The organism is Winogradskyella sp. ABM4_392, from assembly GCF_056160445.1.
This window is the reverse complement of sequence record NZ_JBSWXE010000001.1, coordinates 945471-971827: the sequence shown is the minus strand read 5'-3', so window position 1 is coordinate 971827 and position 26357 is coordinate 945471. Positions and strand designations below refer to the sequence as shown.

Below are 26357 nucleotides of genomic sequence, written 5' to 3'. Positions count from 1 at the left end.
ATGAATCAAATTAAAGTGTTTTCACCTGCAACTGTTGCCAATGTATCGTGTGGTTACGACGCTATGGGTTTTGCATTAGAAACCTTGGGAGACGACATGATTTTCACTAAAACAGACAGCAAAGACGTTGTCATTTCAAAAATCGAAGGAGCAAATCTCCCTTATGAAGCCAATAAAAATGTTGCTGGAGTTGTTGCTCTACTCATGCTTAAAGACAGTAAAGCCAACTTCGGATTAGACATTCAAATTTTTAAAAATTTTAAACCTGGCAGCGGATTGGGAAGTAGCGCAGCGAGTGCCTCAGGTACTGCGTTTGCTGTAAATCAGTTATTAGGCAACAAATATTCAAATTTAGAATTAACCCTTTTTGCCATGCAAGGCGAAGTAGCTGCTTGTGGTTCTGCCATTGCAGACAACGTTGCAGCAGCACTTTACGGAGGCTTTATTCTGGTTAAAAACTACGAACCTTTAGACATTGTTAGCATACCAACTCCTACAAATTTGGTTGCCACTATCATTCACCCTCAAATTGAAATTAAAACTGAAGATGCACGCAAAGTTGTTCCAACACATATCGATTTAAAAACAGCCATTACACAATGGTCTAATGTTGGTGGATTAATCAGCGGTTTGCATAGTAATGACTTTGATTTAATTGGCCGCTCATTAGTTGATTTGGTAGCAGAACCAAACCGAAAAAAATTAATTCCACTTTTTGACGATGTTAAACAATCTGCAATTTCAGCAGGTGCTTTAGGAGCAGGTATTTCAGGATCTGGACCTTCTATATTCGCACTTAGTAAAAATCTAGAAATTGCTCAAAAAGTTGAAGCAGCTATGGATGCCGTTTATAAAAATTCAGGCATTGATTATAGCACCTATGTATCTCACATTAGCAAAACAGGAACACGAATTCAATGACATATTTTAGCCTTAATCATAACGCACCAGAAGTTACATTTGAAGAAGCTGTTGTTAGAGGATTAGCACCAGATAAGGGCCTGTATTTTCCAAAGACAATTCAACAATTACCGGATTCTTTTTTTCAAAATATTGAAAAACTAAGTCATGTTGATATTGCTTTTGAAGCCATAAAACAATTTGTTGGAGATGAAATTCCTGAAGAAGATTTAAAATCTATTCTAAAAGATGTTTTAAGCTTTCATTTTCCCTTAGTTGAAATTGATAAAAACATAGCTTCATTAGAATTATACCATGGACCAACTATGGCATTTAAAGATGTTGGAGCGCGTTTTATGGCACGTTGTCTTGGTTATTTCAACAGTAATAACCAAAACACAAATAAGGTTACGGTTTTAGTAGCTACTTCGGGCGACACTGGTGGAGCTGTTGCTAGCGGATTTTTAGGAGTAGATTGCGTTGACGTTGTTATCTTATACCCAAGCGGAAAGGTTAGCAAAATACAAGAAAAACAACTTACAACGCTTGGTCAGAATATTACAGCACTTGAAGTTGATGGAGTTTTTGATGATTGCCAAAACATGGTTAAGACGGCATTTTTAGACCAAGACTTAAAAGGCAAACGTAACTTAACATCAGCAAACTCTATAAATATTGCACGTTGGTTACCTCAAATGTTTTATTTCTTTTTTGCCTATAAAGCTTTAAAAGACAAAAGTAAAAAACTGGTGTTTTCTGTACCTAGTGGCAATTACGGAAATATTTGCGCAGGTATGATGGCACAAAAACTAGGCTTACCTATAGATCATTTTGTCACTGGCACAAATGCAAATAATATTGTTCCAGAATATTTAAAAACAGGAAATTACCAAACCAAAGCCTCAGTTGCTACAATTAGCAATGCGATGGATGTTGGTGCTCCAAGTAATTTTATTCGTATAGAACAACTGTATAACAATAATTTCGAAGCCTTAAAACACAACTTATCTGGCTATAGCTATTCGGATGAAGAAACCATTGAAGCTATTGAATATCTAAATAAAAAATATTATTATGTAGCAGATCCTCATGGCGCTATTGGTTATCTCGCATTAAAGAGTTATTTAAAAGATAAGTCAGATCTACAAGGCATCTTTTTAGAAACAGCACATCCTATTAAGTTTTTACCAGTAATGCCAAAACAAATAGCAGACCAAATAGAAATGCCCTCTCAGATTAAATCTATTCTACATAAAGAAAAGAAGAGTGTCAAAATTTCTAGCTACAACCAACTAAAACATTTTCTTTTAAACAACGCTTAATTTATTTCAATCTATTTTTCAAATTATAAACCCTTTAATTTTTAGGGTTAAAAATTGATTTTATCGTAATTATATATAATGACCCCTAAAAATTTAGGGGTTATATTTTTATTTGTTATAAATTTGAACGTAAATCAAAATTTATTTTAATGAAAAAAGTTGAAGCCATTATTAGAAAATCCAAATTTTCGGCTGTTAAAAGCGCACTGCATGATGTTGGTGTAAATTTCTTCTCTTATTGGGACGTTACAGGTCTTGGCAACGAAAAAGAAGGCCATGTTTACAGAGGTGTTTCCTATAGTACAAGTGATATACAAAGACGATACCTATCTATTGTAGTAAATGACGATTTTGAAGAAGTAACCATTAAAGCCATTTTAGAATCTGCTTCAACTGGCGAAGTTGGTGACGGTAAAATCTTCGTATCAGACATAAAAGAATGCTACAGAATACGAACGGGAGAAAAAGGTGGTCAAACTTTAAACTAAAACAATGGAATTATTTACTACAAACAATGTTTGGATGATGATTTGCACTGCCCTAGTTTTCTTTATGCATCTTGGGTTTGCTTTCTTAGAAATAGGATTAACACGTCAAAAAAACACCTTAAACATATTATTCAAAAACATTTTTATCATTACTTCTGGCCTACTGCTTTACTACATTGCAGGTTTCAACCTTATGTATCCTGGCGAGTTTAATGGTTTCATAGGATTCTCTGGTTTCGGACTAGATGCACCATTGACAGATTCTGGTACTTTAGACTTAACTTACAATGAAGGTTACACCTATTGGACAGATTTTTTATTTCAAGGCATGTTTGCCGCAACTGCAGCTACTATAGTTTCTGGAGCGGTTGCAGAACGCATTAAGATTGGTCCTTTTATGGTTTTTACAGTTTTATATGTAGGGTTGATTTACCCTATCGCTGGCTCTTGGAAATGGGGAGGCGGATTTTTAGACAAACTAGGATTTCATGATTTTGCAGGCTCAACTCTTGTACACTCTGTTGGTGGCTGGGCTGCCCTAGTTGCTGTCTGTTTATTAGGTGCAAGAATCGGAAAATTTAAAGACGGAAAACTACAAGCTATACCTGGCCACAACATACCTATTGCAACTGCAGGAGTATTAATCCTATGGTTAGGCTGGTTTGGATTTAATGGTGGCTCTGTACTTTCTGCAGATCCAGAAGCGACATCATTAACTTTAGTAACCACTTGTCTTGCCGCAGCAGCTGGTGGAGTTTTTTCAGCCATAACCTCTACAATTATGTATAAAAACCTAGACCTCACTATGTTTTTGAATGGTATACTTGGTGGACTAGTTGGTATCACAGCAGGAGCCGATGTTATGAGTCCAACTGATGCTATTATCATTGGTGCTGTATCCGGAATTATTATTGTACTAGCAGTTAGTTTTATTGACAAACTTAAACTGGACGACCCAGTTGGAGCTATAGCTGTACATCTTGTATGTGGTATTTGGGGAACTTTAGCGGTTGGAATTTTTGGTTTTAAACCATTAACTAATGAAGCTGGTGATTTTTTAAATGCAAACGGTAATATAGTAGCTTCTACACTAGAAGCTGCAAATGAACTATCATTCTTACCGCAACTTTATGGCGTATTAGCTTATGCTGCCATCTGCCTTACGTCTTCATTTTTAATCATTTTCACTTTAAAGAAAACGGTAGGTATAAGAGTTTCTGAACTTGAAGAATTAGAAGGCCTTGATGCACACGAACACGGCATGGATGCTTATCCAGATTTTAGATTGAACGAACATTAATCGTTATATAACCTGTTTTAATTTAAATTGTAAAAAATACCCTCTAAAAATTAGTTAGAGGGTATTTTGTTTTATAAATTTTTCTGTCTGCTTTTTTTATGCAGAATTTCTACTTGCATTAATATTTCCGAATAAGGATCTTGTTACCATCTTTTCGAATACTGCAATCTTAGCTTCATCCTTCTGATCTGCATTTTTTAATTCCTGCACCTTCTTTAATGCATATTGCTGAATTGTTAACAACGGCAACACTATAGATTCTCTAACTGCAATTGAAGCTTTTGCAACAGGCTCATTTTCCATTAATTCACTAAAACCTGTAAGTTTCAAAATAAGACGTTTTGTAGTTTCGTATTCTTTGTAAATCAATTTCCAGAACTCCCCATATTCAGGATCATCTGCCATATAACGTGTTAAGTCAAAAAACGACTTAGACAACGACATCATACTATTAGCAATTAAGGTTCTAAAAAATCGTGATTCTTTATACAAATGCTGAACCTTTTCAAATTCACCTTTATCCTCATAATGCTTTAAAGCTGTACCCACACCAAAGAATCCAGGTACATTTTGCTTTAATTGACTCCAAGAACCTACAAAAGGAATCGCTCTAAGATCATTAAAATCTAAACCTTCAGACTTACCTCGCTTTGAAGGTCTACTACCAATGTTTGTCTTAGCATAATACTTTAACGTACTCATATGCTCTAAGTAAGGCAAGAATTTAGGATGCCCTTTAAAATCTACATAAGTCTGATAACTCAACTCAGCGAGGTGATTCATAACTGCTTTATCTTCTGGAGCCATTTCAGTATTCTTATCATTAAGACGATTCATAATACCTGAACTAATAAGCTGCTCCATATTGTATTGTGATGACTCAAGAGTACCAAAGTTTGAGCTAATCGTCTGCCCTTGGATTGTCAACTGAATTTCCTTATCCTCAATAGTTGGACCTAAAGACGCATAAAACTGATGTGTTTTTCCACCTCCACGAGCAGGTGGTCCGCCTCTACCATCAAAGAAAATAACATCGATATCATATTGTCTAGACAACGTTGTTAAAGCTTCCTTAGCCTTAAAAATCGCCCAGTTAGCCATAAGATAACCACCATCCTTGGTACCATCACTAAATCCTAGCATTATGGATTGTCTGTTATTTCTGTTTTCTAAATGTGCACGATAATGCGGATTTGTGTACAACTCCTCCATGACTTTTGGTGCAGCAATTAAATCAGTTACAGTCTCAAACAGCGGCACCACATCTGCAGTTAATTCCTCATGAAATGCCACAATTTTTAGCATAGCAAAGAGTTGCAACACATTCAATGTGGTTTGATTATTACTGATAATATAACGACTACAAGCTATTTCTCCATTAGTCTCTTGTATGGATTTCATGGCTCTTATTGTTTCTACTATATCCTGAGAAAGCTCTTCATTAAATTCTATTTCACCAATAGCACCTTTTATAGATGCCAAATGTAATTTTTGGTCATCCTCTGATAATTCAAAGAAATTCTTTGGAAACAATTCACTTCCATTATCAATTAATTCACCCACAAGCGACCTAAACATTTTATCATGAACACGACTATCTTGTCGTATATCTAAACTTGCAAAATGATAACCAAACAAAGCGGTCTTATTAATCATTGAAGTTACTTTGTCTAAATACAAAGATTGATGATCTTCAATGAGTCGTGTTCTCATCTCATTCAAAGCTGTCTTTAATTCTTCAAGGGTAATTTGATTTTCCCTATTTAATAATGTGTTATGAAGCTTATGGTTCACATCAATAATATGTTCCCTAATGCCTCTAAAAGTCAATCGCCTCCTTAAGAATTTTATATCCTTAATGTAATTCTTTATAATCGACTCCTTTAATTTCTTAGCAACATTAAGCGTAATTTGAGGCGTTACAAACGGATTTCCATCTCTATCTCCACCAGGCCAAAAACCAATATTTACAATAGAATTATTGATGTCTTGATAATCAAAAATGTTCTGCTGAACATAATCATAAATACTGCCAAATGAATGGTAGAAAACATTTTTTAAGTACCAAATTAGGTTAACGGCCTCATCATATGGAGTTGGCTTGTGATCTTTAAAGAATGGGGTTTTACCAAGCTGCCCTAATAGCTCACTAATTTCGGTCAAATTATCAGTCTTTATTGCTTCGGCTAAATCTGTTATAATACCTAAAACAGCACCTGGATAAAACTGCGTAGGGTGCGCTGTTAAAACAATTCGAACATTAAAAGATTCTAAATACTGCTTTAGCAACTCCTTTTTATGCTGAGCGGTTGCATTTTCTTTTAAGCTTCTTAAAGAACCAACACCTTCCATATTATTTACAATCGAAAATGCTGCATCCTCTACAGCATCAAATAACACAACCTGACGCTCTATATATTGAATGAAACGAAACAATAAATCTATCTGTCCTTTTTCATTCAGCTGACTTTGGTATTTTTCAAAAAAGCTGTTTACTATAGTCGTTGGGTCATTTTTTTCTTCAAAACCTAACTTACAAGTTTCATAAAATAATGGCAGTAACGCTACGGTTTTTGATAATGTATCAAAAGGAAGCGTCATAAATATACTATTATAAATCTGATATTTAGATAACACATTTTGGTTGAAACGTGCTAATTTTGGCTCAGTGTGCATATGATTTTGGTTAAATTTTAAACAACAATTTCTTTGGTGAATTATTGAAGATTAAAGATATTATTTTTAGATGTAATGCTAAAGCGAATACCAACTTTTAGTCATTAAATAATTGTTATTCAACATATGCATTACTTATTTTTACATCGTAAACAATATTATCGATAGACTGACTTATGACAGAGAAAGAAAAATTTATGCTAGAAGCTGTAAATGCTGCTTTAAAAGGAATGCACAGTAATGAAGGTGGTCCCTTTGGCTGTGTAATTGTAAAGGATGGAAAAATAATAGGCAGAGGCAACAACAAGGTTACCTCAACCAATGACCCAACTGCTCACGCAGAGGTTACGGCAATTAGAGACGCCTGCAAAAACTTAAATTCTTTTCAGTTGGAAGGCTGTGAAATTTACACATCATGTGAACCCTGTCCAATGTGTTTGGGAGCGATTTATTGGGCAAGACCAGATAAGGTGTATTACGGAAGCAACCAAGCAGATGCAGCACACATAGGATTTGATGATGAATTTATATACAAGGAAATCCCATTACCATATAACAAAAGAAGTATTCCGTTTGAACAACTAGCGCCAGAGATTGCTATTAAACCCTTTAAAGAATGGGAGGAAAAGGAAGACAAAACAGAATATTGATTAACTACAAGTTTAAACCTTTGTCGTTTTTTTTTACTCGTTTTCTGTAATCTTTAATAATTAACCTCGACAAAAAGTGCTATATTGATTTTTCGTACAATTTTAAAACCATTTTAAATGTCTAAAACTTATTACGATCCAGCCGATTTAAGAAAATTTGGGAAAATTTCTGATTGGAACGAAGAACTCGGAAGTAAATTTTTTGAGTATTACAATTCTGTTTTTAAGGAAGGGTCACTTTCAGAGAGAGAAAAATCATTAATCGCACTTGCAGTAGCACACACTATTCAATGTCCATATTGTATTGATGCTTACACTGGCGATGGTTTACAAAGAGGTATCACCAAAGAAGAAATGATGGAAGCATTACATGTAGCTGGTGCTATTAGAGGTGGCGCATCTTTAGTTCATGGTGTACAAATGATGAATAAAGTTAATAAGTTAGACGGATAAAATCTAAAAACAAAACTCCTAAACTCTTATTCTCGTAGATATATAAAAGATAAAATAATTAATGGCTACCAAATCTTTACATAAACGCGAAAACGCATTAGCCCAAAGCAAAAAACAGTTAGAGATTCTTTCTAATGGTATTTTTAAAAATGGTGAATTACCTACTTTTAAAGATAAAATTGCTGAAACCAATCAGTTTCCACTAAAAGCAAAAACCTTAGAAATTCTTCAGATTAACGTTGGCTATATGTGCAATCAAGTTTGTGAACATTGCCATGTAGACGCAGGACCAGATCGCAAAGAAATAATGACTAAAGCGACCATGGAACAGTGTTTAGAAGTCATTAAAAATACTGGAGCACACACGCTAGACTTAACAGGAGGAGCACCAGAAATGAATCCTAATTTTAGATGGTTTGTTGAGGAAGCAGCAAAAGCAGGCATAAAAGATTTTATAGTACGTTCTAATCTTACCATTATTAGAGCTAATAAAAAGTATTACGACTTGCCGGAGTTTTTCAAAAAGCACAATGTACACGTTGTAAGTTCTATGCCACATTGGACACGTGGAAAAACAGACAAACAAAGAGGTGATGGTGTTTTTGATAAATCAATTAAAGCATTACAAGAGCTTAACGCTGTTGGTTATGGCATGCCAGACAGCAACTTACGGTTAGATTTGGTTTATAATCCTTCAGGCGCTTTTTTGCCTGGTAACCAAGCTTCAATGGAAAAGGATTTTAAAAAGGCATTGATGGAAGATTTTGGCATTCAATTTCATAATTTGTTTGCCATTACTAATCTTCCCATAAGTAGATTTTTAGATTATCTCATTGCTTCAGAAAATTATGAAGATTATATGTATCAATTGGTTGAAGCTTACAATCCTGCTGCTGTTGCCAACGTAATGTGCACCAACACGCTCTCTGTAAGTTGGGATGGCTATTTATACGATTGTGATTTTAATCAAATGCTAGAATTACCTGTAAATAGTAAAGTGAAGCATATTTCTGAATATAATGAAGAACTATTAGAGGGAAGAAACATCGTCATTTCGCAGCATTGCTATGGCTGTACTGCTGGTGCTGGCAGTAGTTGTCAAGGTACTGTGGCGTAACATATTCCTACGTGAGTAGGAATTTTATAACTATGAAAAAGAAAATTATATACATCTTATTCATTTTCTCAGGGATTTTATCTGCTCAAGAATCCCTTTCAGAATTATTAAAAAAATACAATAACGAAAGTGTACCATACATTTCTGTTCAAGAGTTGGCAATGCCAAAAACCGATGCCTTTCTTTTAGATGCAAGAGAACTTAGAGAATATGAGGTTAGCCATCTAAAAGACGCCATACATGTTGGTTATGAAGAATTCAATCTAAAAAACACCACTGAACAACTCAACAACAAAGACCAAATGATTGTTGTGTACTGTTCTTTGGGAATTAGATCTGAAGATATCGCGGAACAACTCAAAAATGAAGGCTACACGAATGTTTACAATCTATTTGGCGGTATTTTTGAATGGAAAAATAACGACTTTAAAGTTTACAATCTCAACAATGAGACCACTGAAAATGTTCATGTATTTTCTAAAGAATGGAGTCAATGGCTCTTAAAAGGCATTAAAATTTATGACTAAAACGCTCGTCATAGTGTTTGTAAAAAACACAACATTAGGTTCTGTAAAAACCAGATTAGCAAAAACTATAGGAGATTTTGGTGCTCTTGAGGTATATAAAGAACTTTTGAAAATCACCAAACAAGCTATTTCAGAAATAAAATCTGATGCGCGCATATACTTCTCTAAAGAAATAGATGCTAACGAATGGATAAACTTTCCGAAGTACAAACAACAAGGCTCTGATTTGGGAGAAAGGATGTACAATGCTTTTAAAGACGGTTTTAATGATGGGTACAAAAATATTGTTCTCATCGGATCTGACCTACCAAATATCAGCGTTAAACATATTGAAAATGGTTTAAATGCATTAAAAGAAAGCAAAGCAACTTTTGGTCCTGCAGAGGATGGTGGTTATTACCTTATAGGATTACAGCATTCGATTCCAGAAATATTCAAAAACAAACCATGGAGTCAACCTCATCTGCTTCAAACTACGTTACAAGAGTTACATAATCTCAATATTTCTGTCAGTATTTTAGAGACCTTAAATGATATTGATACTTATGAAGATTTGATAACTTCAAACTTTTATAAAAACAATCAAAAATTACAAGAAAAAATACAACAGCTTAATGATTAAACAAATAACAGAAAGCACAGAATACCTTCAATCAAAAGGTTTTGATAATCCAGAAGTGGGTATCATCCTAGGCACAGGACTAGGACAATTAATCAATGAAATAGATATTATAGCTCAGGCTAGCTACAATCATATTCCAAATTTCCCAACGGCAACCGTTGAATTTCATAAAGGAAAACTCATTTACGGCACACTAGAAGGTAAAAAAGTTGTGGTAATGCAAGGCCGTTTTCATGTTTATGAAGGCTACACACTTCAGGATGTGACATTTCCAGTAAGAATAATGGAAAAACTAGGCATTAAAACACTCTTAGTTTCCAATGCTGCTGGTGCAGTTAATTTAGATTTCAAAAAAGGTGAATTAATGGTAATTGACGACCATATCAATTTACAAGGAAGTTCTCCTTTGGCGTTTAAAGGAGTTTCAGAATTAGGAGAGCGTTTTGCCGATATGAGCGCGCCTTATGATGCAGAAATTATTTCAAAATTTGAAAGTATAGCTGCAAAACACAACATTACACTTCACAAGGGTGTGTACGCTTCTGTTGTTGGTCCTCAACTTGAAACTCGTGCTGAATACCGAATGCTAAAAATTATTGGAGCAGATGCAGTTGGCATGAGTACTGTTCCAGAGATTATTGTAGCTAATCATCTTAACTTAAAAGCTGCTGCTGTATCTGTATTGACAGATGAATGTGATCCAGATAATTTAAAGCCAGTGGATATTGCAGAGATTATCTCCATGGCCAACAAAGCAGAACCTGATATGATTACATTATTTAAAGAATTAATTAAAAGTATATAGTGTAAAGTATTAAGTGTGGAGTCTCACACGCACTTACTTTACACCAATTACTTTACACTTTTACACTTAAAAAAATGAGTTATCTAGAAACCACAAAAGACGTTTATAAAGAAGCTGCACTAACACCAGATGTTGGGTTATGCTGTACCACAAATCCTATTTGGGAACTACCAGGATTAAAAATTCCAAGAATTATGCAAGAAATGAACTACGGTTGTGGTTCAACAGTGCATGCACGCGATTTAACCAACAATCCTAAAACACTTTATGTTGGTGTTGGTGGTGGTATGGAACTGCTTCAATTTGCATATTTCAGCAGACAAAAAAGAGGTGTTATTGGAGTTGATGTTGTTGATGAAATGTTAGAGGCTTCTCGTAAAAACTTCAAAATTGCAGAAGAACAAAACGATTGGTTTAAATCTGAATTTGTTGATCTTAAAAAAGGTGATGCTATGAATCTTCCTGTTGAGGATAATAGCATTGATGTCGCTGCTCAAAATTGTTTGTTCAATATTTTTAAGGCTGAAGATCTAAAGAAAGCCATTGCAGAAATGTATCGTGTATTGAAACCTCATGGACGTTTAGTAATGAGCGATCCCACTTGCGAGCAACCTATGAATGATGACTTACGAAATGATGAACGTTTAAGAGCACTTTGCTTAAGTGGTAGCCTGCCAATTGCCGACTATGTAAAAGCACTTACAGACGCTGGCTTTGGCACTATTGAAATTAGAGCACGTAAACCCTACCGAATTTTAGACCCTAAACATTATCCGACTGATGAATTAATCTACATAGAGTCTATTGAAGTGGCTGCTATAAAAGATCCTATGCCAGCAGATGGACCATGTATTTTTACTGGGAAAGCTGCCATCTATTATGGAGAAGATGATTATTTTGATGATAAAGCAGGACACGTATTATTAAAAAACCAACCTTTAGCTGTTTGCGACAAAACTGCTGGAGCTCTTGCTGCCTTGGGAAGAGATGATATTTTTATTAGCGAATCTACTTACCACTATGATGGTGGTGGATGTTGCTAAAGCATAGGAATTTTTTCTAAAATTCCAAAAAGATCAAGTAAGGATTGCTGTTGATTTCAGACAACATTACTATTAAATTAACATAAAGCATGAAATATCTTTTTCTATTATTATTCAGCTTTTCAGTAATCTCTTGTTGTGGCACAAAAAAAGTTATCGAAGTGCAACCAAAACAGACAAAAGAGATTGCTGTTGTTTCGAAAACACCAAATGTTGGTGAAATTTCGGAATCAAAAAATGATAATGGAGAAATTCTTGAAATAATTGAGATTCTTGATAATACAAAAAATACTACTACTGAAGTAAATAATCAAGAAGAAGCCAACACAATCACATCTGAAGAACCAATAATTGAACACGATACAACTTTTGAATCTTTTAGTCATATCATCTGGCAAGAACTTTTAGAAAGACATGTAAATAAAAATAGTAATGTCAACTATTCGGGTTTTAAAAGTAATTCAAGACAATTTAGGTCTTACATTGATTCTCTGACAATAAAAACACCTACAGGTAATTGGCCCAAGGAAGATAAATTAGCTTACTGGATTAACGCTTATAATGCCTTAACTATAGATTTAATTATTAGAAATTACCCATTAAAAAGTATTAAAGACATCAAAGACCCTTGGAACCAAAGACTTTGGAAATTTGGTGATAAGTGGCTGAACCTTAATGATATTGAACATAACATTCTTCGTAAAATGAATGAACCACGTATTCACTTTGCAATTGTTTGTGCTTCAGAATCTTGTCCTAAGCTTCAGAATGAAGCATTTACCGCAAGCAATTTAGACGAGCAATTAACTAGAGCGACTAAAGAATTTCTTTCTGATACAACAAAAAACGAAATCTCTGAAAACGAACTTAAGCTATCTAAAATATTTAAATGGTTTAAGAAAGATTTTGAACAAGACGGTAGTCTTATTGATTTTTTAAATCGCTATAGCGATATTACCATTTCTGAAAAGGCGAAAAAGAGTTATAAAAATTACAGTTGGGATTTGAATGATTAAAACCTTAATCTTAAATATTCCGTTAGTAGAAGTATGATTAGCATTATAATACCTGTATTGAACGAAGTCAATAACATTGGTAAACTATTACTACATCTTACCGAGAATTCATTATCTGAAAACATTTCAGAAATCATCGTGGTTGATGGAGGAAGTACTGATGGAACAATCGAAACTGTAAAGGATTTTACGCGAACTAACGTAAAACTTATTTCTTCACCAAAAGGTCGTGCAAAACAAATGAATATTGGCGCAAAAGCTTCAACCGGAAAAATTCTTTACTTCTTACATGCTGATACTTTTCCTCCTAAAAACTTCGATAAGTTCATTATCGACAAAGTAAAAAATGGTCATGAAGCTGGTTGTTTTAGAATGGAATTTGATAGTAGTCATTGGTGGCTAAGACTTGCTGGATGGCTGACGCAGTTTAACTTAAAAGCCTGTCGTGGTGGTGATCAGAGTTTGTTTATCACCAAGTCATTATTTGATACAATTGGTGGTTACAATGAAAACTATATTATTTACGAAGACAACATCTTAATTGGTGAATTGTACAAACGTCGTCAATTTACTGTCATCAATAAGAAAATTAAAACTTCAGCACGGCTTTACAAAAAAGTCGGTATCTGGAAACTTCAATATCACTTCTGGACCATACATATTAAAAACTGGCTTGGTGCTTCTGCTGATGAGATGTTGGCTTACTACAAGAAGAATATATCCAAAACACAAGCTGGCTAATACTTACTTCAAATTAAATTCTTCTAAATTAAATAGGTAACTTTAAATGTTTGATTTAAGTTTAGTGGAGAGTTATTGCAATTTATAAAGTCTATAGGTATCTTTAAAATGGCAAAGAAAATATTATTGCTGTTAATCAAAAAAATTATGAAATTTCTAGTTGTCTTTATCTCATTCTGGCTCTTATCCTTCCAATTTGTATCCGCTCAAAACTCTGGAGAAATTCTAGCTAGAATAATAGATACTGAAACCTCTGAGCCAATATCCTTTGCTACAGTTAGATTAAAGAATTCTAATCAAGGTGTAATTGCAGATTATAACGGCGAATTTAGAATTCCTTTACAATTCAAAAATAGTGTTATAGTAATTACTTCGATTGGTTATGAGGCCAAAGAAATTCCTCTCATTGAATTGAACCAAGAAAATCTTAACATTATAAAGTTGAAAACTCAGATTGAAGCGTTAGATCCTGTTTTTATTAGTGTGAAAAACAAGGTAAAAAACATTGAGGTAAACCCAGAAGAAATAATTAAAAAAAACAAAAAATTATCTGCTAAAGAAATAGTTCTAAAAGCCATTAGAGAAATCCCAAAAAATCTGAGTGACAAACCCCATTCTTACATTGGTTATTATAGAGACTATCAACTAATTAATAATAAATTTATTAACTTAAACGAAGGTATTTTAGAAACTTTTGACAAGGGTATTAACTCAAGCTTTCTAGATATTGATGATGTTTCTTCTGCAGTTTACAGTTTTAGTCAAAACCAAAATTTCACAATAGACCCCTCACTAACAAAGGCTTATGATGGAGTAACTAAATACATCAAACATTCCCAAATTCTGCCGCGCGGTGGTAATGAATATACCATATTAAACATTCACAATCCTATACGAAACTACAATATAAATTCATTTTCTTATGTATATCGTATGGATACAGATTTTACCCAACTACATAAATTTAGCAAGGGTAAAATTATATTCTTAAATAATGAACCATTGATATTAATAGAATTCAAAAAAGCTAAACCTCATGACAACAGCCTTTATGGACTAAAAACTGGACGCAATAAGAATAATGACTACGTTAAAGGTTCTATATTTATCTCACTTGTTGATTTTTCGATCCATAGATTTAATTATTTAGTTCACCCTCCAGAATCAAAAAAACCACTTTACAATGTAAACTTAGAGTATTTGAGGCAAAATGATAAGATGTATCTTAATTATATAACGTTTAATAATTCGTTTGAAATAGGTGGCAAGTACGTTCTCCGCGAGGAGAAAGTGGAATTTGACAAAGCAGAACAGACTTTTTACATCACTTTTAACAACACTAAGGCTTATTTGGACATGCGCACCATAATCCCGAAAAATTTTCGATTTAAATTTAAAGGAAAAAGTCTAAAAACTATTGACATTGATAAGGAATCTGGCAGAGTCTTTAAAATTAAGGTTGAAAGTTATGACGGATCACTGATAGACATAAACTCCGAAAATATTGATCAATTGAGTTATAAACTTAAACGTATAAAAGATGTTATAGGAAGAGAGATTTACCAGCATGAAACAGTGAAAGGTGATCAATTTAGAGAATTCTTTGTGCAGCAAATTAATGTAGATAAATCCACATCTGACGGGATAGTTGTTATGGACAAAAACCTACCAATTAAGAACTCTTTCTTAAATGAGTTTACAGATAAAGATCAATACTGGCTAAACACACCTTTAATGGATAAAAAGTATAGAAATTTAAAGGATTAACCTATATTACTCGAATCTGAGGATGACTTTTTACTATTTATTCCTTCCCATTTCATTAGGATACAAATGCATTAGTGTATCACTCTGAAACACTTCCTTTGTATCTATATCCATCGCAGATAGTATACCTGTAAAAGCAGCACCTGTATCTACATTCCATACGTTTGCAGCTTGCATAGGATGGTATTTATGAAATCTAGTTGTTGGTGTATGCCCAATATAAATTTCTTTATAATGTTTAAGTCGATTAGGGAATAATTCTGAATCTTGTTGGATACGCTTATCCAAGCTTAGCGCCATTTCCCAAAGTGTTCTGTCGTAATAAAATGCTTCTCTGTGAATTTCTTTTCGCACACCATGCATGGATGTAAAACCAGCATGCAAAAACAAACGATTTTCATCATCTATATGGTATAGTGGCATAGCTTCAAAGAAAGCGAGATGTGCTTGTTTTTGTGTTTTTGAAAAGCCCTCATAACTTTTCATAGTTTCTTTTCCACCGTGCACATACCAAACATCATTAACACTACCTTCTGCTAACCATTGTTCGCACCAAACATCGTGGTTTCCTTTTATAAAGATGCAATTCTTATATAAAGAAAGCTCTATGAGATAATCAATAACCTGAGCAGATTCACTCCAACCATCTACATAATCTCCCAAAAAAATCAGTCGATCATTTGGTGTTACTTCTGATCTCTCTAAAACTTGTGTTAAGGCTTTAAGTCCTCCATGAATATCACCAATAGCAAGTGTTCGCATTTAATTCTTTTTATACAAAACTAATAGATTGAAAGAATGTATGATTTTTCTTCGATTAAATTATAGTTAAAAATACTGCCCTATCCCAAAAACCACACCATTATTAGCTTTGTCCCCAAGACTTATGCCATAATCAATCCTAAAAACAGCATTAAAAATACGCTTGTGTATAAACCGCAAACCTAAACCCGTAAATAAACTTGTGTTATTACCTTGTACTAGATCTTCTAATTCGCCACCTGGATCTTGCCAAGTACCAGCGTCTATAAAAGCATTGGTTTGTAAGGCAAACCAGCCTTTTTCAAAAACTGTATGTCTATATTCTGTGTTTAACACTATTGATGCTGTACCTCTATCAATAACATTACCAACACCTCTAATGTTTAGCTGATTATCTAATGCAAAGGGTGCAAACGGTGTAGTATCATTGGTAGCATAACCTAGTCTCAAACGGTTTGCCCAATTACCTTTATCTCCAATGCGTTTAAAGTATTCAAAATCATTTCTACCAATAAAAAAGTTTTTAAGCAACTCTGTATTCCCTTCTGCTGAAGCTGTTAAATTAAATGTGAATACACTTCTAAAACCTTCAACATACTGATACTCGTTCGTTATGTTATTATATTCATACTCACCTACAATTGAAAAACGATTTAGGCTAAGATGTTCTGGTATATCAGAAGGCAAGTTACCTTCTAGATAATCATAGTCCTCATTAGCTATATTGAAACCAAGCTCAATCCTGTTGTTAAAATTATGCTCATAAAAAACCCTAAACTCAAAAGCTCTTGCGTTGAACTTGTAATTAACATCGCGCTCATCTTCAAAAAATATAGGCTGTTGCAAAACGTTGTTCTGATAATTGAGTCCAATTCCCCATTTTCGTGTAAATAGGTTTGGTGCTTCCCAAAACACACCATAAGAATCAAATACATTTTTACTGTAAAAACCACCAATAATTTGATTTTGCCCAAACAGATTAAAATCGAAGAGTGATAGTCTGTATGCCAAATCTTCATTTACATCTTGAGAAACATTGAGACTTGGAATTATTGCAAAATTCTCTACTACCTTATACGTAAGCTTATAAGTATTGTTGTCTAATTTTTCAGTGGTAAACGACGCACTGGCAACAGAAGGCAGGAGTCTAAATCGTCTTACATCTGATGCTATATCTATGGAATCTAGATCACTTCCAACTTTCACATAAGCCAACCGTTTTAAAAAACTGGTTTTAGTTCTTTTATTACCTTCTATTTGAATCTCTGAAATGGTATTTTGAGCTATACTTAATTGACCAATTAACAGAACTATAGCTAACCTAAAACATTTAATGTTCATTGTTGATTACATAAATACCTAATGGTAAATTAGGTTGGTTCATCATTGCTTTTTTATAAGATTTAGACGAACCCTAACAATTTACATTACAAGTTTAATTAATGCTTTTCTATTTAAATTGAGCATATGTATCGGAAAGCACAGCCTCTACTGGCTTATTTTGCGGTGTAAACATAGGGTTATCATGTCCACCAACTTCATTGTGCATAATAAACCATTTCCAAACAAAACCTCCTGCAAACCAGTCTTCGTACCAAAAGGTGTCTAGTAATGCTTTAGTAGTATTTACTTGCGCTTCAAGATTTACATCTCTCATGGTATAATCTGACACCCAAGGTTGTCTACCAGAATAATCGACACTTCTGTAACCATATTCAGTAAACAAAATTGGTCGATCTTGTTGCTTAGAAAGTTTTTCTATAATTGGTTTATGAGATTTCCAACCTTTTAAACAATCCTCATAAGTAGGTGTTTTCTTGTCGCTAAGTGGAAAATAAGCGTCAATACCAATATAATCTAATTGGTCCCAGAAAGGTGTTTTGGCAAACTCATTCCAATTGGCTGCATAGGTTAATTTTCCTTTATAGATTGTTTTTATCTTTTCTATCAATTGAGACCAATATGTTGGTCTAAATTTTACAAATAACTCTAACTCTGTACCTATACAAAATATCTCTGCATTGACCTTTTCTGCCAAATCTGCATATTCTAAAATAAAACTTGTGTAAGAATCTTCTAAAGCTTTCCAGTCCGTTTCAGTTGTCATCATTATTTCACCTGTAAACTCACCTTTCCAAACCCATAGCTGTGGTTTAATCATCACATTGATGTTCGCTTTTCGTAATTCAGAAATGTATTGCTCTGCTCCTGCTCTGGTTTCACCAAACCATTGTCTGTCTGTGTTGTGAATAATTTCGGGATGCTCAAGGTTTTTTATAAATCCAAAGGGCATGATTGCTGCATAATTTGCATTGACCTTAACTACTGGTGCTACATGCGTACTATCCACAATATCTCTCGCAGCAACAAAGCTTACTCCATTAATTTTACTTGGTTTATAAGGTGCTGCAGAACACCCAAAAATCAAAACTACCAAAAAAACAACTACTATTCTCATATCATAAAAATAAAGAAAAGCCACGTCTTAATAAAACACAACACCTTACAAGAAATTGTTAATTTAAATACTTTCTAAATTGAATTCATTTTTTAAGGTCTTATCTTTAAATGCGACTTAAGCATCAACTAAACCAAAACAATGGAACATATTGCCATAATAGGTAACGGTATTTCTGGCGTTACTCTTGCCAGACATATTAGAAAGTTATCAGATAAAAAAATAACACTCATTTCTGCCGAAAGTGATTATTTCTTTTCTCGCACTGCACTCATGTACGTGTACATGGGACACATGAAGTTTGAACACACACAACCTTACGAAAATTGGTTTTGGAAGAAAAACAATATCGAACTAAAAAAAGGGTATGTAAAGACTATTGATACTGATAATAAAACACTTCATTTTGCTGAAGGCGACCAAATGAGTTATGACAAATTAGTCATTGCAACTGGCAGCAAACCTAACAAATTTGGATGGCCAGGTGAAAATCTAAAAGGCGTGCAAGGTTTGTACAGCAAACAAGATTTAGAACATCTTGAAATCTATGCACCAAACAATAAAGTTTGCAAACGCGCAGTCATTGTTGGCGGAGGACTCATTGGTATTGAATTAGCAGAAATGCTAAATTCCAGAAATATTCCTGTGACTTTCTTGGTGCGTGAAAGTAGTTTTTGGAATAGCGTTTTGCCAGAAGGTGAAAGCCAAATGCTAAATAGACACATAAAGAGTCATCATATCGACTTAAGACTTTCAACTAATTTAAAAGAAATCATTTCTGATGATAACGGAAAAGTAAAATCCATCATTATTCAAGAAACAGGCGAAGAAATTCCTTGTGATTTTGTAGGCTTAACAGCAGGTGTAACACCTAACATTTCATTTTTAAAAGAGAGCAACATCGAAACCAACAAAGGTGTTTTGGTTAATCGTTTTTTAGAAACCAACATTAAAGATGTGTATGCTATAGGTGATTGCGCCGAGCAACGTGAAGCTATAGGTAATCGCAGACCAATTGAAGCGGTTTGGTACACAGGTCGCATGATGGGAGAAACTTTAGCCCAAACCATTTGCGGCAATAGACTAGAATACAAACCAGGACATTGGTTTAACAGTGCTAAATTTATAGATATTGAATACCAAACCTATGGCTGGGTACATGGTAAAAAAGGAAAACCTGAGTATGAAAATCATTTTCATTGGAAACATGACGACGACACCAAATGCATTACCATAGCTTACCATAAAGACACTAAGGAATTCTTAGGCATCAATACCTTTGGCATAAGAATGCGTCACGAAGTTTTTGACAAATGGCTCACCGAAAAATGGACTATTGATAAGGTTTTAAAACATCTACAAGCTGCTAATTTTGATCCTGAGTTTTATAAACTTCACGAAAAAGATATTATCAAAAAATACAACCAAGATACCAATAGCAACATTGAACTGAGCAAAAAACATTGGCGCAAATTATTTGCATCATCCTAAGCTAAATAAAACACATGAAACTAATTAAATATATAGGTTTAGCTATTTTCCTTTTGGGTTTAGCGATATTTTCAGGAAGTATTTTTCTAGGAAATTTCAGCATGACCGACACACAACTTGATGAGTATATCTCAGAACAAGGTATTAAAAGTGACATCTTTTCCAAGGAACTTAAAAAGGCTTTAGTCACCGAAGAACAAATGAATATTTTTGAGTTTTCTTCAGCTGTTAGAAAAGCACTTGAAACCTCTAACAACTATTACGACAAACAAATTGCTAAATACAATGTTGAAAAAAACTGGGCAAAAAAAGGAGAACAGTACAAATATAAAATTCATGGAAAACCACACACCATTAGTTATAATCTGGCTAAAAAAGTAGGGAGTGGTTTTGTAAGAGAAAATACAGCACTCATGTGGTGGCTCACATTTGGACTAGGCATCATTGGAGCTCTACTTTATATTTTACCAAATATTTTGTTGTTAGGACCTCCCGGAATAAAAAATAATGGTATATACCATAAATCTGCTACTAATCGTGGTTGGATTGCTTGGTTAGTCCTTGTGTATCTTGTGGTCTTTTATTTGCTACTCTATTTTATGCCAGACTATGTTGTAAACTGGACATATATTTTAGACCCAATTAGCAATACCCTTAATGGTGGTGATGCCAGCCAATGGTTTGTTTACGGATTTTTATACTGCGTTATTATGGTGGTTATGGCTGTAAGAATGTATATAAAATATCGCCATAACAAGTACCAAATAATGCGAACCACATCTGTATTATTTTTTCAGATTGTCTTTGCATTTTTAATTCCAGAGATCATGGCTAGTCTCAACATGCCTGGTTATGATTTTAAAAATGCATTTCCTTTAGATTATGATTTTTTCTTTGAATGGAACATTAAAAACCTTACTGAAAGTGGTGCTATAGGACTTTTCATATTAGTTTGGGGAACAATCTTAACGATAATTATTGTGCCATTAATGGTTTACTTTTTTGGAAAGCGCTGGTATTGTAGTTGGGTTTGTGGCTGCGGTGGACTTGCAGAAACTCTGGGCGATCCTTACCGTCAACACTCTGACAAAAGTTTGAAAGCATGGAAACTAGAACGATGGGTTGTACATTCTGTATTATTGATCTCTATAGTAATGACCATAGTAACCTTGTATTGCTATTTTACAGGGGCAAAATCCTTTATTGGTATCAATTCTCAATGGATTAAAGACTCATACAGCTTTTTAATTGGCGCTTGGTTTGCAGGTGTTATTGGCACTGGCTTCTACCCTATTTTTGGCAATAGAGTTTGGTGCCGATTTGGCTGTCCTCTTGCGGCTTATTTAGGGTTAGTTCAGCGTTTTAAATCTAGATTTAGAATCACCACCAATGGTGGACAGTGTATTTCTTGCGGAAACTGTTCTACCTATTGTGAAATGGGAATAGATGTACGTGCCTATGCTCAAAAAGGTGAAAACATAGTGCGTGCCAGCTGTGTTGGCTGTGGTGTTTGCAGCGCTGTTTGCCCAAGAGGTGTTTTAAAACTAGAAAACGACAGCATGAAAGGTCGCATAAATCCTAATGAAATTCTACTTGGTAACGATGTTAATCTAATGGATTTGGTAAATCAGAAATAAGGCTTTTATTTTGCACTTTCAAACGAACTAGATGCCCAAAATAGTTGTCATTATTCCGGCTTATAATGAAGAAGCCTCTGTTCCTTATGTCATAAAAGAAATTCCTTCTATTGTTGATGAAATTATTGTTGTAAGCAACAATTCTACCGACAATACTGAAGAAAATGCAAGACAAGCTGGTGCTACAGTTTTAGTAGAACATCAAAAAGGGTATGGTTATGCATGTTTAAAAGGCATGGAATACATCGCTTCGACTTCGCTCAGCGACCAATCAAAAACACCAGATATTGTGGTTTTTTTAGATGGAGATTACAGTGATTACCCTGAGGAACTCACAAAAATTGTTCAACCTATTATAGAAGAAAACGTTGATTTTGTTGTTGGCGCACGTGTTAAAGAATTCCGAGAAGAAGGCTCTATGACTGGCCCTCAAATTTTTGGTAATTGGTTAGCCACCAGCTTAATGCGTCTATTTTTTAAATCTACCTTTACAGACCTTGGTCCTTTTAGAGCTATAAAATATGAAAAACTTCTAGCCCTAAAAATGGAAGATAAAACCTATGGTTGGACGGTTGAAATGCAACTAAAAGCATTAAAGCAAAAATTAAGCTACAAGGAGATTCCTGTAAAATATAAAAACAGAATAGGTGTCTCAAAAGTTTCAGGAACGGTAAAAGGTGCTATATTTGCAGGCGTAAAAATCTTAACATGGATTTTTAAATATAGTTTTAAGTGATTTACCTACACTACTTTATTATTGTTGTTTATACTATTGCTATCGTACTTATTTTTATGTACGCATTAGCACAATTAAACCTTCTTTATAATTATTTATCGTCTAAAAAGAAACGTAGTACTTGCGAAAAATTTGACCTAAATAATCCTGAAGAAGTACCTTACATTACCATACAGCTTCCTGTTTTTAACGAGATGTATGTGATGGAACGTTTACTCGATAACATTGCTTTACTAGACTACCCTAAGGACAAATTAGAGATTCAAGTATTAGACGATTCTACAGACGAAACCGTACATTCTACAAAAGCACATGTAGAAAAACTAGCTGCTAAAGGTCTAGATATAAAACATATTACAAGAACCAATCGTGTTGGTTTTAAAGCTGGTGCCCTTAAAGAAGGTTTAGAAATCGCAAAAGGTGAATTTATTGCCATTTTTGATGCGGACTTCCTTCCAAAACCTAACTGGCTAAAACGCACAGTACCTTATTTTAAAGATAAAGAAATAGGTGTTGTACAAACACGTTGGGGACACATTAACAGAGATTATTCTTTATTAACCAGAATACAAGCATTTGCTTTAGATGCTCACTTTACTTTAGAGCAAGTAGGACGTAACAGTAAAGGTCATTTTATAAACTTTAATGGTACAGCTGGTATATGGAGAAAGGACTGTATTATTGATGCTGGAAACTGGGAAGGAGATACATTAACAGAAGATTTAGATTTAAGTTACAGAGCACAACTAAAAAACTGGAAATTTAAATATCTCGAAGATGTTGAAACGCCTGCAGAACTACCGATAGTTATTAGTGCTGCCAGATCTCAACAATTCCGTTGGAATAAAGGTGGTGCTGAAAACTTTAGAAAAATGCTTTGGCGTGTTATTAAGTCTAAAAACATTTCGGCTAAAACTAAAGTTCATGGGTTATTGCATTTATTAAATAGCTCAATGTTTTTAAGCATCTTCGTTGTCGCTATTTTAAGTATTCCTATGTTGTACATTAAGAATGAATATGCGCATTTGAGAGACTACTTCTATGTTATGAGTTTCTTTATTATGAGCACTATCATTTTCTTTGTATGCTACTGGTTTATGTACAAAAACATCTACGGAAGTGGCTTCAAAAAATTCTTTGGATATATTGGTATGTTCTTCACGTTTTTCTCAATTGCAATGGGCTTTTCACTCCATAACTCAATTGCAGTAATAGAAGGCCATATTGGTAAAAAGAGTGAATTTGTAAGAACACCAAAATTCAATATTAAGAAATTCAAAGACAACTGGAAAAACAATAAATACCTTAAGAAATCTTTATCTAAAAATGTAGTTTTAGAAGGCTTATTAATGCTGTATTTTGCATTTGGACTTTATAGCGCATTTATAGTTGGAGATCAAGGTGGAGACTTTGGATTGTTTCCTTTTCACTTAATGCTTTGTATTGGTTTTGGGTATGTGTTTTTTAAATCTTTAGGCTCTAAAGTTTAAGTACTACTCTCTATCTTCAAAAGGCACGATTGTCCCTTTTTCCAAATAATCTTTCAACCCTTTTAAGAGCATTGCCCAACAAAAGGATGAATGTTTAAAGTGTGCATTGCACTCTGGCCAATCTTTATGAAAAAAGCGAAGATAAATTCCGTTATTCTTCTCTTCTAGGTCAAAACCAAAGGTTGTAGGATTCCAATCATCATCAGATTTAGTCATTTTATAATGAATATGATGCCATTGCTTAGCACTTTTAACTTCTGCATACCAATCGTATTTATCTGTAAAATTAAAATTGTATTCCTCGCCTTCATTAGGAATTCCAGAACATTTTAATGGCCACCAATTTACCAAATGCTCTGGCTCTGTTATAGCTCTGTAAACACTGAATTTATCAGCTTTAATCATAAAGTTGAAATAAATAGAATGACTCATAACTCTTCATTTTAATTCCTTCTAAAGTTATTATTCTTTTTTTATCTATAAGACATAGCAGATTTAAATAATTCTATCTTTGGGTATATTATGCTTGAATTAGCCAATATTTACAAATACAAAAAGACAACATTAGCTTACATCTTAATAAGCTGTATGCTTTACGTATGGTTTGCTTACTACACACAGCGAACTGATGCATTACAACTCATTTTACTCTATTGCATCTTATTTGTTTTAGGTTACCAAATTTTGAAAACATCCGGATTCTATTTTAGAATTTTAGTAATAGCCTCTATCTTATTCAGACTATTATTTCTATTTGCATTACCCAATTTATCGCAAGATTTCAATCGGTTTATTTGGGATGGACAAATGCTTATAGAAGGGCTCAATCCGTATTTATACACACCAGATGTTATAATGAGTCAAGGTGACACTAACATGCCTCTAGCGCAAGAACTGTATAATGGTATGGGTAAACTAAACGCCTCAAATTTTACCAATTACCCACCTTTAAATCAGGTCTGTTTTGTGCTTGGAAATCTTTTTCCTGGCAGTAGCATTTTAAGCTCTGTCGTAGGTATGAGACTTCTTATTATTGCTGCAGACATAGGAACACTCTATTTTGGAAAAAAGCTTTTAGAAGCCTTAAAACGACCTTCTAAACGAATCTTTTGGTACATCTTAAACCCATTTATCATCATAGAGCTTACAGGCAACCTCCATTTTGAAGGTGTTATGATTTTCTTTTTAGTGTGGAGTTTATACTTGCTACACAAAGGCTATTGGAAATGGGCAGCTGTTGTTTTTGCCTGCTCTGTTTCAGTAAAATTGATTCCGTTGATGTTTTTGCCATTATTTTTTTGGTGGTTCACTTCGACTTCGCTCAGTGACCAAAAGAACAGTCAACAAAAAAAGATTAGCTATGCTGAACCTAATGGTTTATCTATATTCGCAGGAATAAAAAAACTAATTGTATTCTATACCATTGTTGGCATAACCTTAATTGCATTTTTCATCCCATTCTTTTCAATGGAATTTGTAAACAATTACTCTAAAACGGTTGGACTGTGGTTTAATAATTTTGAATTTAATGCTAGCATTTACTACATTCTTAGAGCTATTGGTTATGCTATTACTGGTTATAATGAAATTGGCATAATTGGTAAGATTCTACCTTTAATTTCAATTTTGGTCATTTTAGGATTTTCGGTTTTTAAAAAGAATAACTCCATACCTAAACTTAGTACATCCATATTACTAGTTTTTACAATTTATCTTTTTTTAAGCACTACTGTTCATCCTTGGTATATAGCTACACTAATCGCTATGAGTGTATTTACCAATTATAAATATCCTCTAATTTGGAGCTTAGTAATAATACTTAGTTATCTATCTTACCTTGGCATCGGCACAGCAGATAAATCTGAAAATTTATGGATTGTAGCTCTAGAATACTTCGTAGTATTTTCTGCATTTTTTTTGGAAGTGGTATTAAAAAAAGACTGCCAATTTAATTAGCAGTCTCTTTAATATTACATCTTTTTAATCTTTATGATGGTGTACTTTTCGTACATTTCTTTATACCCATATTCATCTTCTTCCTCATAAGTTTCAGTTTTATAAGTTATCTGAAAACGTTCTCCTATTAAGCTATCAGATTTTAGATTTACAGCTTTTAATACTTCTGGTGTAACATTATGAAAATACATAATGTCTTCATCTTCCTCATCATCTTCGCCAGTTACCAAGAAGGCATAACCATCTTCTTCATCATAACCATCAAAAGTTGCTGTTATAGTCTTTGTATCTTGTTCTTGTGATACGTTTTTGTTTTTAATTATCGCGTTAACACTAAATACCATAATTGAAAACACGAATACTAAAAAGTGTTTATTTTTCATTTTAATTTATATTTTTT

The 26357-nt window shown here is 33.8% G+C and carries 25 protein-coding genes; 19 read left to right on the top strand and 6 right to left on the bottom strand.

What is annotated here, in order from left to right:
- From ACXAFS_RS04230 to ACXAFS_RS04215, 4 genes are all read left to right on the top strand, one after another.
- Complete coding sequence (locus tag ACXAFS_RS04230; protein ID WP_475305510.1) at positions 1-921, top strand: homoserine kinase; 921 nt, start codon at positions 1-3, stop codon at positions 919-921.
- Positions 918-2222 carry a threonine synthase gene (gene thrC, locus ACXAFS_RS04225; RefSeq protein ID WP_475305509.1) on the top strand — a complete coding sequence of 435 codons (1305 nt, stop codon included), beginning with the start codon at positions 918-920 and terminating at the stop codon, positions 2220-2222. Before ACXAFS_RS04230 ends, thrC begins: the two co-directional genes overlap by 4 nt.
- Positions 2223-2371: 149 nt before the next feature.
- Positions 2372-2710: a P-II family nitrogen regulator gene (locus ACXAFS_RS04220; RefSeq protein ID WP_475305508.1), complete on the top strand. Its 339-nt coding sequence runs from the start codon at positions 2372-2374 to the stop codon at positions 2708-2710.
- A gap of 4 nt (positions 2711-2714) precedes the next feature.
- The gene (locus ACXAFS_RS04215; RefSeq protein ID WP_475305507.1) at positions 2715-4010 is read left to right on the top strand and encodes an ammonium transporter; all 1296 of its coding nucleotides are present in this window, start codon (positions 2715-2717) and stop codon (positions 4008-4010) included.
- Between the two features lie 96 nt (positions 4011-4106).
- On the opposite strand, the gene ACXAFS_RS04210 is transcribed toward ACXAFS_RS04215, so the two are convergent.
- Positions 4107-6686, bottom strand: a complete 2580-nt coding sequence (locus ACXAFS_RS04210) for a phosphoenolpyruvate carboxylase (protein WP_475305506.1) — start codon at positions 6684-6686, stop codon at positions 4107-4109.
- Between the two features lie 176 nt (positions 6687-6862).
- Here ACXAFS_RS04210 and ACXAFS_RS04205 point away from each other — a divergent pair, with 176 nt between their 5' ends.
- From ACXAFS_RS04205 to ACXAFS_RS04160, 10 genes are all read left to right on the top strand, one after another.
- Positions 6863-7336, top strand: coding sequence for a nucleoside deaminase (locus tag ACXAFS_RS04205; RefSeq protein ID WP_475305504.1), 474 nt, complete (start codon positions 6863-6865; stop codon positions 7334-7336).
- Positions 7337-7453: 117 nt separating this feature from the next.
- A complete protein-coding gene (locus ACXAFS_RS04200) occupies positions 7454-7789 on the top strand; it encodes an arsenosugar biosynthesis-associated peroxidase-like protein (RefSeq protein ID WP_475305503.1) in 336 nt (111 codons plus the stop codon).
- A gap of 61 nt (positions 7790-7850) precedes the next feature.
- Positions 7851-8906 (top strand): arsenosugar biosynthesis radical SAM (seleno)protein ArsS, encoded by a 1056-nt coding sequence (gene arsS, locus ACXAFS_RS04195; protein ID WP_475305502.1) that lies wholly within the window; start codon positions 7851-7853, stop codon positions 8904-8906.
- A 32-nt stretch (positions 8907-8938) separates the two neighbouring features.
- Positions 8939-9433: a rhodanese-like domain-containing protein gene (locus ACXAFS_RS04190; RefSeq protein ID WP_475305500.1), complete on the top strand. Its 495-nt coding sequence runs from the start codon at positions 8939-8941 to the stop codon at positions 9431-9433.
- Positions 9426-10055, top strand: a complete 630-nt coding sequence (locus tag ACXAFS_RS04185) for a TIGR04282 family arsenosugar biosynthesis glycosyltransferase (protein ID WP_475305499.1) — start codon at positions 9426-9428, stop codon at positions 10053-10055. Before ACXAFS_RS04190 ends, ACXAFS_RS04185 begins: the two co-directional genes overlap by 8 nt.
- Positions 10048-10860 carry a purine-nucleoside phosphorylase gene (locus ACXAFS_RS04180; protein WP_475305498.1) on the top strand — a complete coding sequence of 271 codons (813 nt, stop codon included), beginning with the start codon at positions 10048-10050 and terminating at the stop codon, positions 10858-10860. The genes ACXAFS_RS04185 and ACXAFS_RS04180 overlap by 8 nt, the downstream gene beginning before the upstream one ends.
- Positions 10861-10934: 74 nt before the next feature.
- Entirely contained in the window at positions 10935-11903 is a 969-nt protein-coding gene (gene arsM, locus ACXAFS_RS04175; RefSeq protein ID WP_475305497.1) for an arsenosugar biosynthesis arsenite methyltransferase ArsM, read from the top strand.
- An 89-nt stretch (positions 11904-11992) separates the two neighbouring features.
- Entirely contained in the window at positions 11993-12919 is a 927-nt protein-coding gene (locus ACXAFS_RS04170; RefSeq protein WP_475305496.1) for a DUF547 domain-containing protein, read from the top strand.
- Positions 12920-12952: 33 nt separating this feature from the next.
- Entirely contained in the window at positions 12953-13660 is a 708-nt protein-coding gene (locus ACXAFS_RS04165; protein ID WP_475305495.1) for a TIGR04283 family arsenosugar biosynthesis glycosyltransferase, read from the top strand.
- Positions 13661-13807: 147 nt separating this feature from the next.
- A complete protein-coding gene (locus tag ACXAFS_RS04160) occupies positions 13808-15427 on the top strand; it encodes a carboxypeptidase-like regulatory domain-containing protein (RefSeq protein WP_475305494.1) in 1620 nt (539 codons plus the stop codon).
- A 33-nt stretch (positions 15428-15460) separates the two neighbouring features.
- Here ACXAFS_RS04160 and ACXAFS_RS04155 read toward each other — a convergent pair whose 3' ends face one another.
- The 3 genes from ACXAFS_RS04155 to ACXAFS_RS04145 all read right to left on the bottom strand — a co-directional run bounded on the left by ACXAFS_RS04155 (position 15461) and on the right by ACXAFS_RS04145 (position 18647).
- Complete coding sequence (locus ACXAFS_RS04155; protein WP_475305492.1) at positions 15461-16189, bottom strand: metallophosphoesterase family protein; 729 nt, start codon at positions 16187-16189, stop codon at positions 15461-15463.
- A gap of 66 nt (positions 16190-16255) precedes the next feature.
- Positions 16256-17530 carry a POTRA domain-containing protein gene (locus tag ACXAFS_RS04150; RefSeq protein WP_475305491.1) on the bottom strand — a complete coding sequence of 425 codons (1275 nt, stop codon included), beginning with the start codon at positions 17528-17530 and terminating at the stop codon, positions 16256-16258.
- A 109-nt stretch (positions 17531-17639) separates the two neighbouring features.
- Positions 17640-18647 (bottom strand): glycoside hydrolase family 113, encoded by a 1008-nt coding sequence (locus ACXAFS_RS04145; RefSeq protein WP_475305490.1) that lies wholly within the window; start codon positions 18645-18647, stop codon positions 17640-17642.
- A 141-nt stretch (positions 18648-18788) separates the two neighbouring features.
- On the opposite strand from ACXAFS_RS04145, the gene ACXAFS_RS04140 reads away from it, so the two are divergent.
- Genes ACXAFS_RS04140 through ACXAFS_RS04125 form a run of 4 tightly spaced genes read left to right on the top strand, consistent with a single transcriptional unit; the run spans position 18789 to position 24001 of the window.
- Complete coding sequence (locus ACXAFS_RS04140; protein WP_475305488.1) at positions 18789-20138, top strand: FAD-dependent oxidoreductase; 1350 nt, start codon at positions 18789-18791, stop codon at positions 20136-20138.
- A 14-nt stretch (positions 20139-20152) separates the two neighbouring features.
- On the top strand, positions 20153-21775 hold the full coding sequence (locus ACXAFS_RS04135) for a 4Fe-4S binding protein (protein WP_475305487.1): 1623 nt from the start codon (positions 20153-20155) through the stop codon (positions 21773-21775).
- 31 nt (positions 21776-21806) lie between these two features.
- A complete protein-coding gene (locus tag ACXAFS_RS04130) occupies positions 21807-22511 on the top strand; it encodes a glycosyltransferase family 2 protein (protein WP_475305486.1) in 705 nt (234 codons plus the stop codon).
- Between the two features lie 56 nt (positions 22512-22567).
- On the top strand, positions 22568-24001 hold the full coding sequence (locus tag ACXAFS_RS04125; RefSeq protein WP_475305912.1) for a cellulose synthase family protein: 1434 nt from the start codon (positions 22568-22570) through the stop codon (positions 23999-24001).
- 3 nt (positions 24002-24004) lie between these two features.
- Here ACXAFS_RS04125 and ACXAFS_RS04120 read toward each other — a convergent pair whose 3' ends face one another.
- Positions 24005-24433: an SRPBCC family protein gene (locus ACXAFS_RS04120; protein WP_475305485.1), complete on the bottom strand. Its 429-nt coding sequence runs from the start codon at positions 24431-24433 to the stop codon at positions 24005-24007.
- A 90-nt stretch (positions 24434-24523) separates the two neighbouring features.
- Between ACXAFS_RS04120 and ACXAFS_RS04115 the strand changes: the two genes are divergently transcribed.
- Complete coding sequence (locus tag ACXAFS_RS04115; RefSeq protein ID WP_475305484.1) at positions 24524-25957, top strand: MptA/MptB family glycosyltransferase; 1434 nt, start codon at positions 24524-24526, stop codon at positions 25955-25957.
- 14 nt (positions 25958-25971) lie between these two features.
- Here the strand turns inward: ACXAFS_RS04115 and ACXAFS_RS04110 are convergent, their stop codons facing one another.
- Positions 25972-26340: a hypothetical protein gene (locus tag ACXAFS_RS04110; protein ID WP_475305483.1), complete on the bottom strand. Its 369-nt coding sequence runs from the start codon at positions 26338-26340 to the stop codon at positions 25972-25974.
- Between the last annotated feature and the right edge of the window lie 17 nt (positions 26341-26357).

Coding starts and splice junctions, on each gene's coding strand:
- ACXAFS_RS04130 (WP_475305486.1), top strand. CDS start 21,807: ATGCCCAAAATAGTTGTCATTATTCCGGCTTATAATGAAGAAGCCTCT.
- ACXAFS_RS04215 (WP_475305507.1), top strand. CDS start 2,715: ATGGAATTATTTACTACAAACAATGTTTGGATGATGATTTGCACTGCC.
- ACXAFS_RS04145 (WP_475305490.1), bottom strand. CDS start 18,647: ATGAGAATAGTAGTTGTTTTTTTGGTAGTTTTGATTTTTGGGTGTTCT.
- ACXAFS_RS04160 (WP_475305494.1), top strand. CDS start 13,808: ATGAAATTTCTAGTTGTCTTTATCTCATTCTGGCTCTTATCCTTCCAA.
- ACXAFS_RS04125 (WP_475305912.1), top strand. CDS start 22,568: ATGTACGCATTAGCACAATTAAACCTTCTTTATAATTATTTATCGTCT.
- ACXAFS_RS04205 (WP_475305504.1), top strand. CDS start 6,863: ATGACAGAGAAAGAAAAATTTATGCTAGAAGCTGTAAATGCTGCTTTA.
- ACXAFS_RS04115 (WP_475305484.1), top strand. CDS start 24,524: ATGCTTGAATTAGCCAATATTTACAAATACAAAAAGACAACATTAGCT.
- ACXAFS_RS04190 (WP_475305500.1), top strand. CDS start 8,939: ATGAAAAAGAAAATTATATACATCTTATTCATTTTCTCAGGGATTTTA.
- ACXAFS_RS04210 (WP_475305506.1), bottom strand. CDS start 6,686: ATGCACACTGAGCCAAAATTAGCACGTTTCAACCAAAATGTGTTATCT.
- ACXAFS_RS04135 (WP_475305487.1), top strand. CDS start 20,153: ATGAAACTAATTAAATATATAGGTTTAGCTATTTTCCTTTTGGGTTTA.
- ACXAFS_RS04200 (WP_475305503.1), top strand. CDS start 7,454: ATGTCTAAAACTTATTACGATCCAGCCGATTTAAGAAAATTTGGGAAA.
- ACXAFS_RS04230 (WP_475305510.1), top strand. CDS start 1: ATGAATCAAATTAAAGTGTTTTCACCTGCAACTGTTGCCAATGTATCG.
- ACXAFS_RS04120 (WP_475305485.1), bottom strand. CDS start 24,433: ATGAGTCATTCTATTTATTTCAACTTTATGATTAAAGCTGATAAATTC.
- thrC (WP_475305509.1), top strand. CDS start 918: ATGACATATTTTAGCCTTAATCATAACGCACCAGAAGTTACATTTGAA.
- ACXAFS_RS04155 (WP_475305492.1), bottom strand. CDS start 16,189: ATGCGAACACTTGCTATTGGTGATATTCATGGAGGACTTAAAGCCTTA.
- ACXAFS_RS04180 (WP_475305498.1), top strand. CDS start 10,048: ATGATTAAACAAATAACAGAAAGCACAGAATACCTTCAATCAAAAGGT.
- ACXAFS_RS04140 (WP_475305488.1), top strand. CDS start 18,789: ATGGAACATATTGCCATAATAGGTAACGGTATTTCTGGCGTTACTCTT.
- arsS (WP_475305502.1), top strand. CDS start 7,851: ATGGCTACCAAATCTTTACATAAACGCGAAAACGCATTAGCCCAAAGC.
- ACXAFS_RS04150 (WP_475305491.1), bottom strand. CDS start 17,530: ATGAACATTAAATGTTTTAGGTTAGCTATAGTTCTGTTAATTGGTCAA.
- ACXAFS_RS04110 (WP_475305483.1), bottom strand. CDS start 26,340: ATGAAAAATAAACACTTTTTAGTATTCGTGTTTTCAATTATGGTATTT.
- ACXAFS_RS04170 (WP_475305496.1), top strand. CDS start 11,993: ATGAAATATCTTTTTCTATTATTATTCAGCTTTTCAGTAATCTCTTGT.
- arsM (WP_475305497.1), top strand. CDS start 10,935: ATGAGTTATCTAGAAACCACAAAAGACGTTTATAAAGAAGCTGCACTA.
- ACXAFS_RS04165 (WP_475305495.1), top strand. CDS start 12,953: ATGATTAGCATTATAATACCTGTATTGAACGAAGTCAATAACATTGGT.
- ACXAFS_RS04185 (WP_475305499.1), top strand. CDS start 9,426: ATGACTAAAACGCTCGTCATAGTGTTTGTAAAAAACACAACATTAGGT.
- ACXAFS_RS04220 (WP_475305508.1), top strand. CDS start 2,372: ATGAAAAAAGTTGAAGCCATTATTAGAAAATCCAAATTTTCGGCTGTT.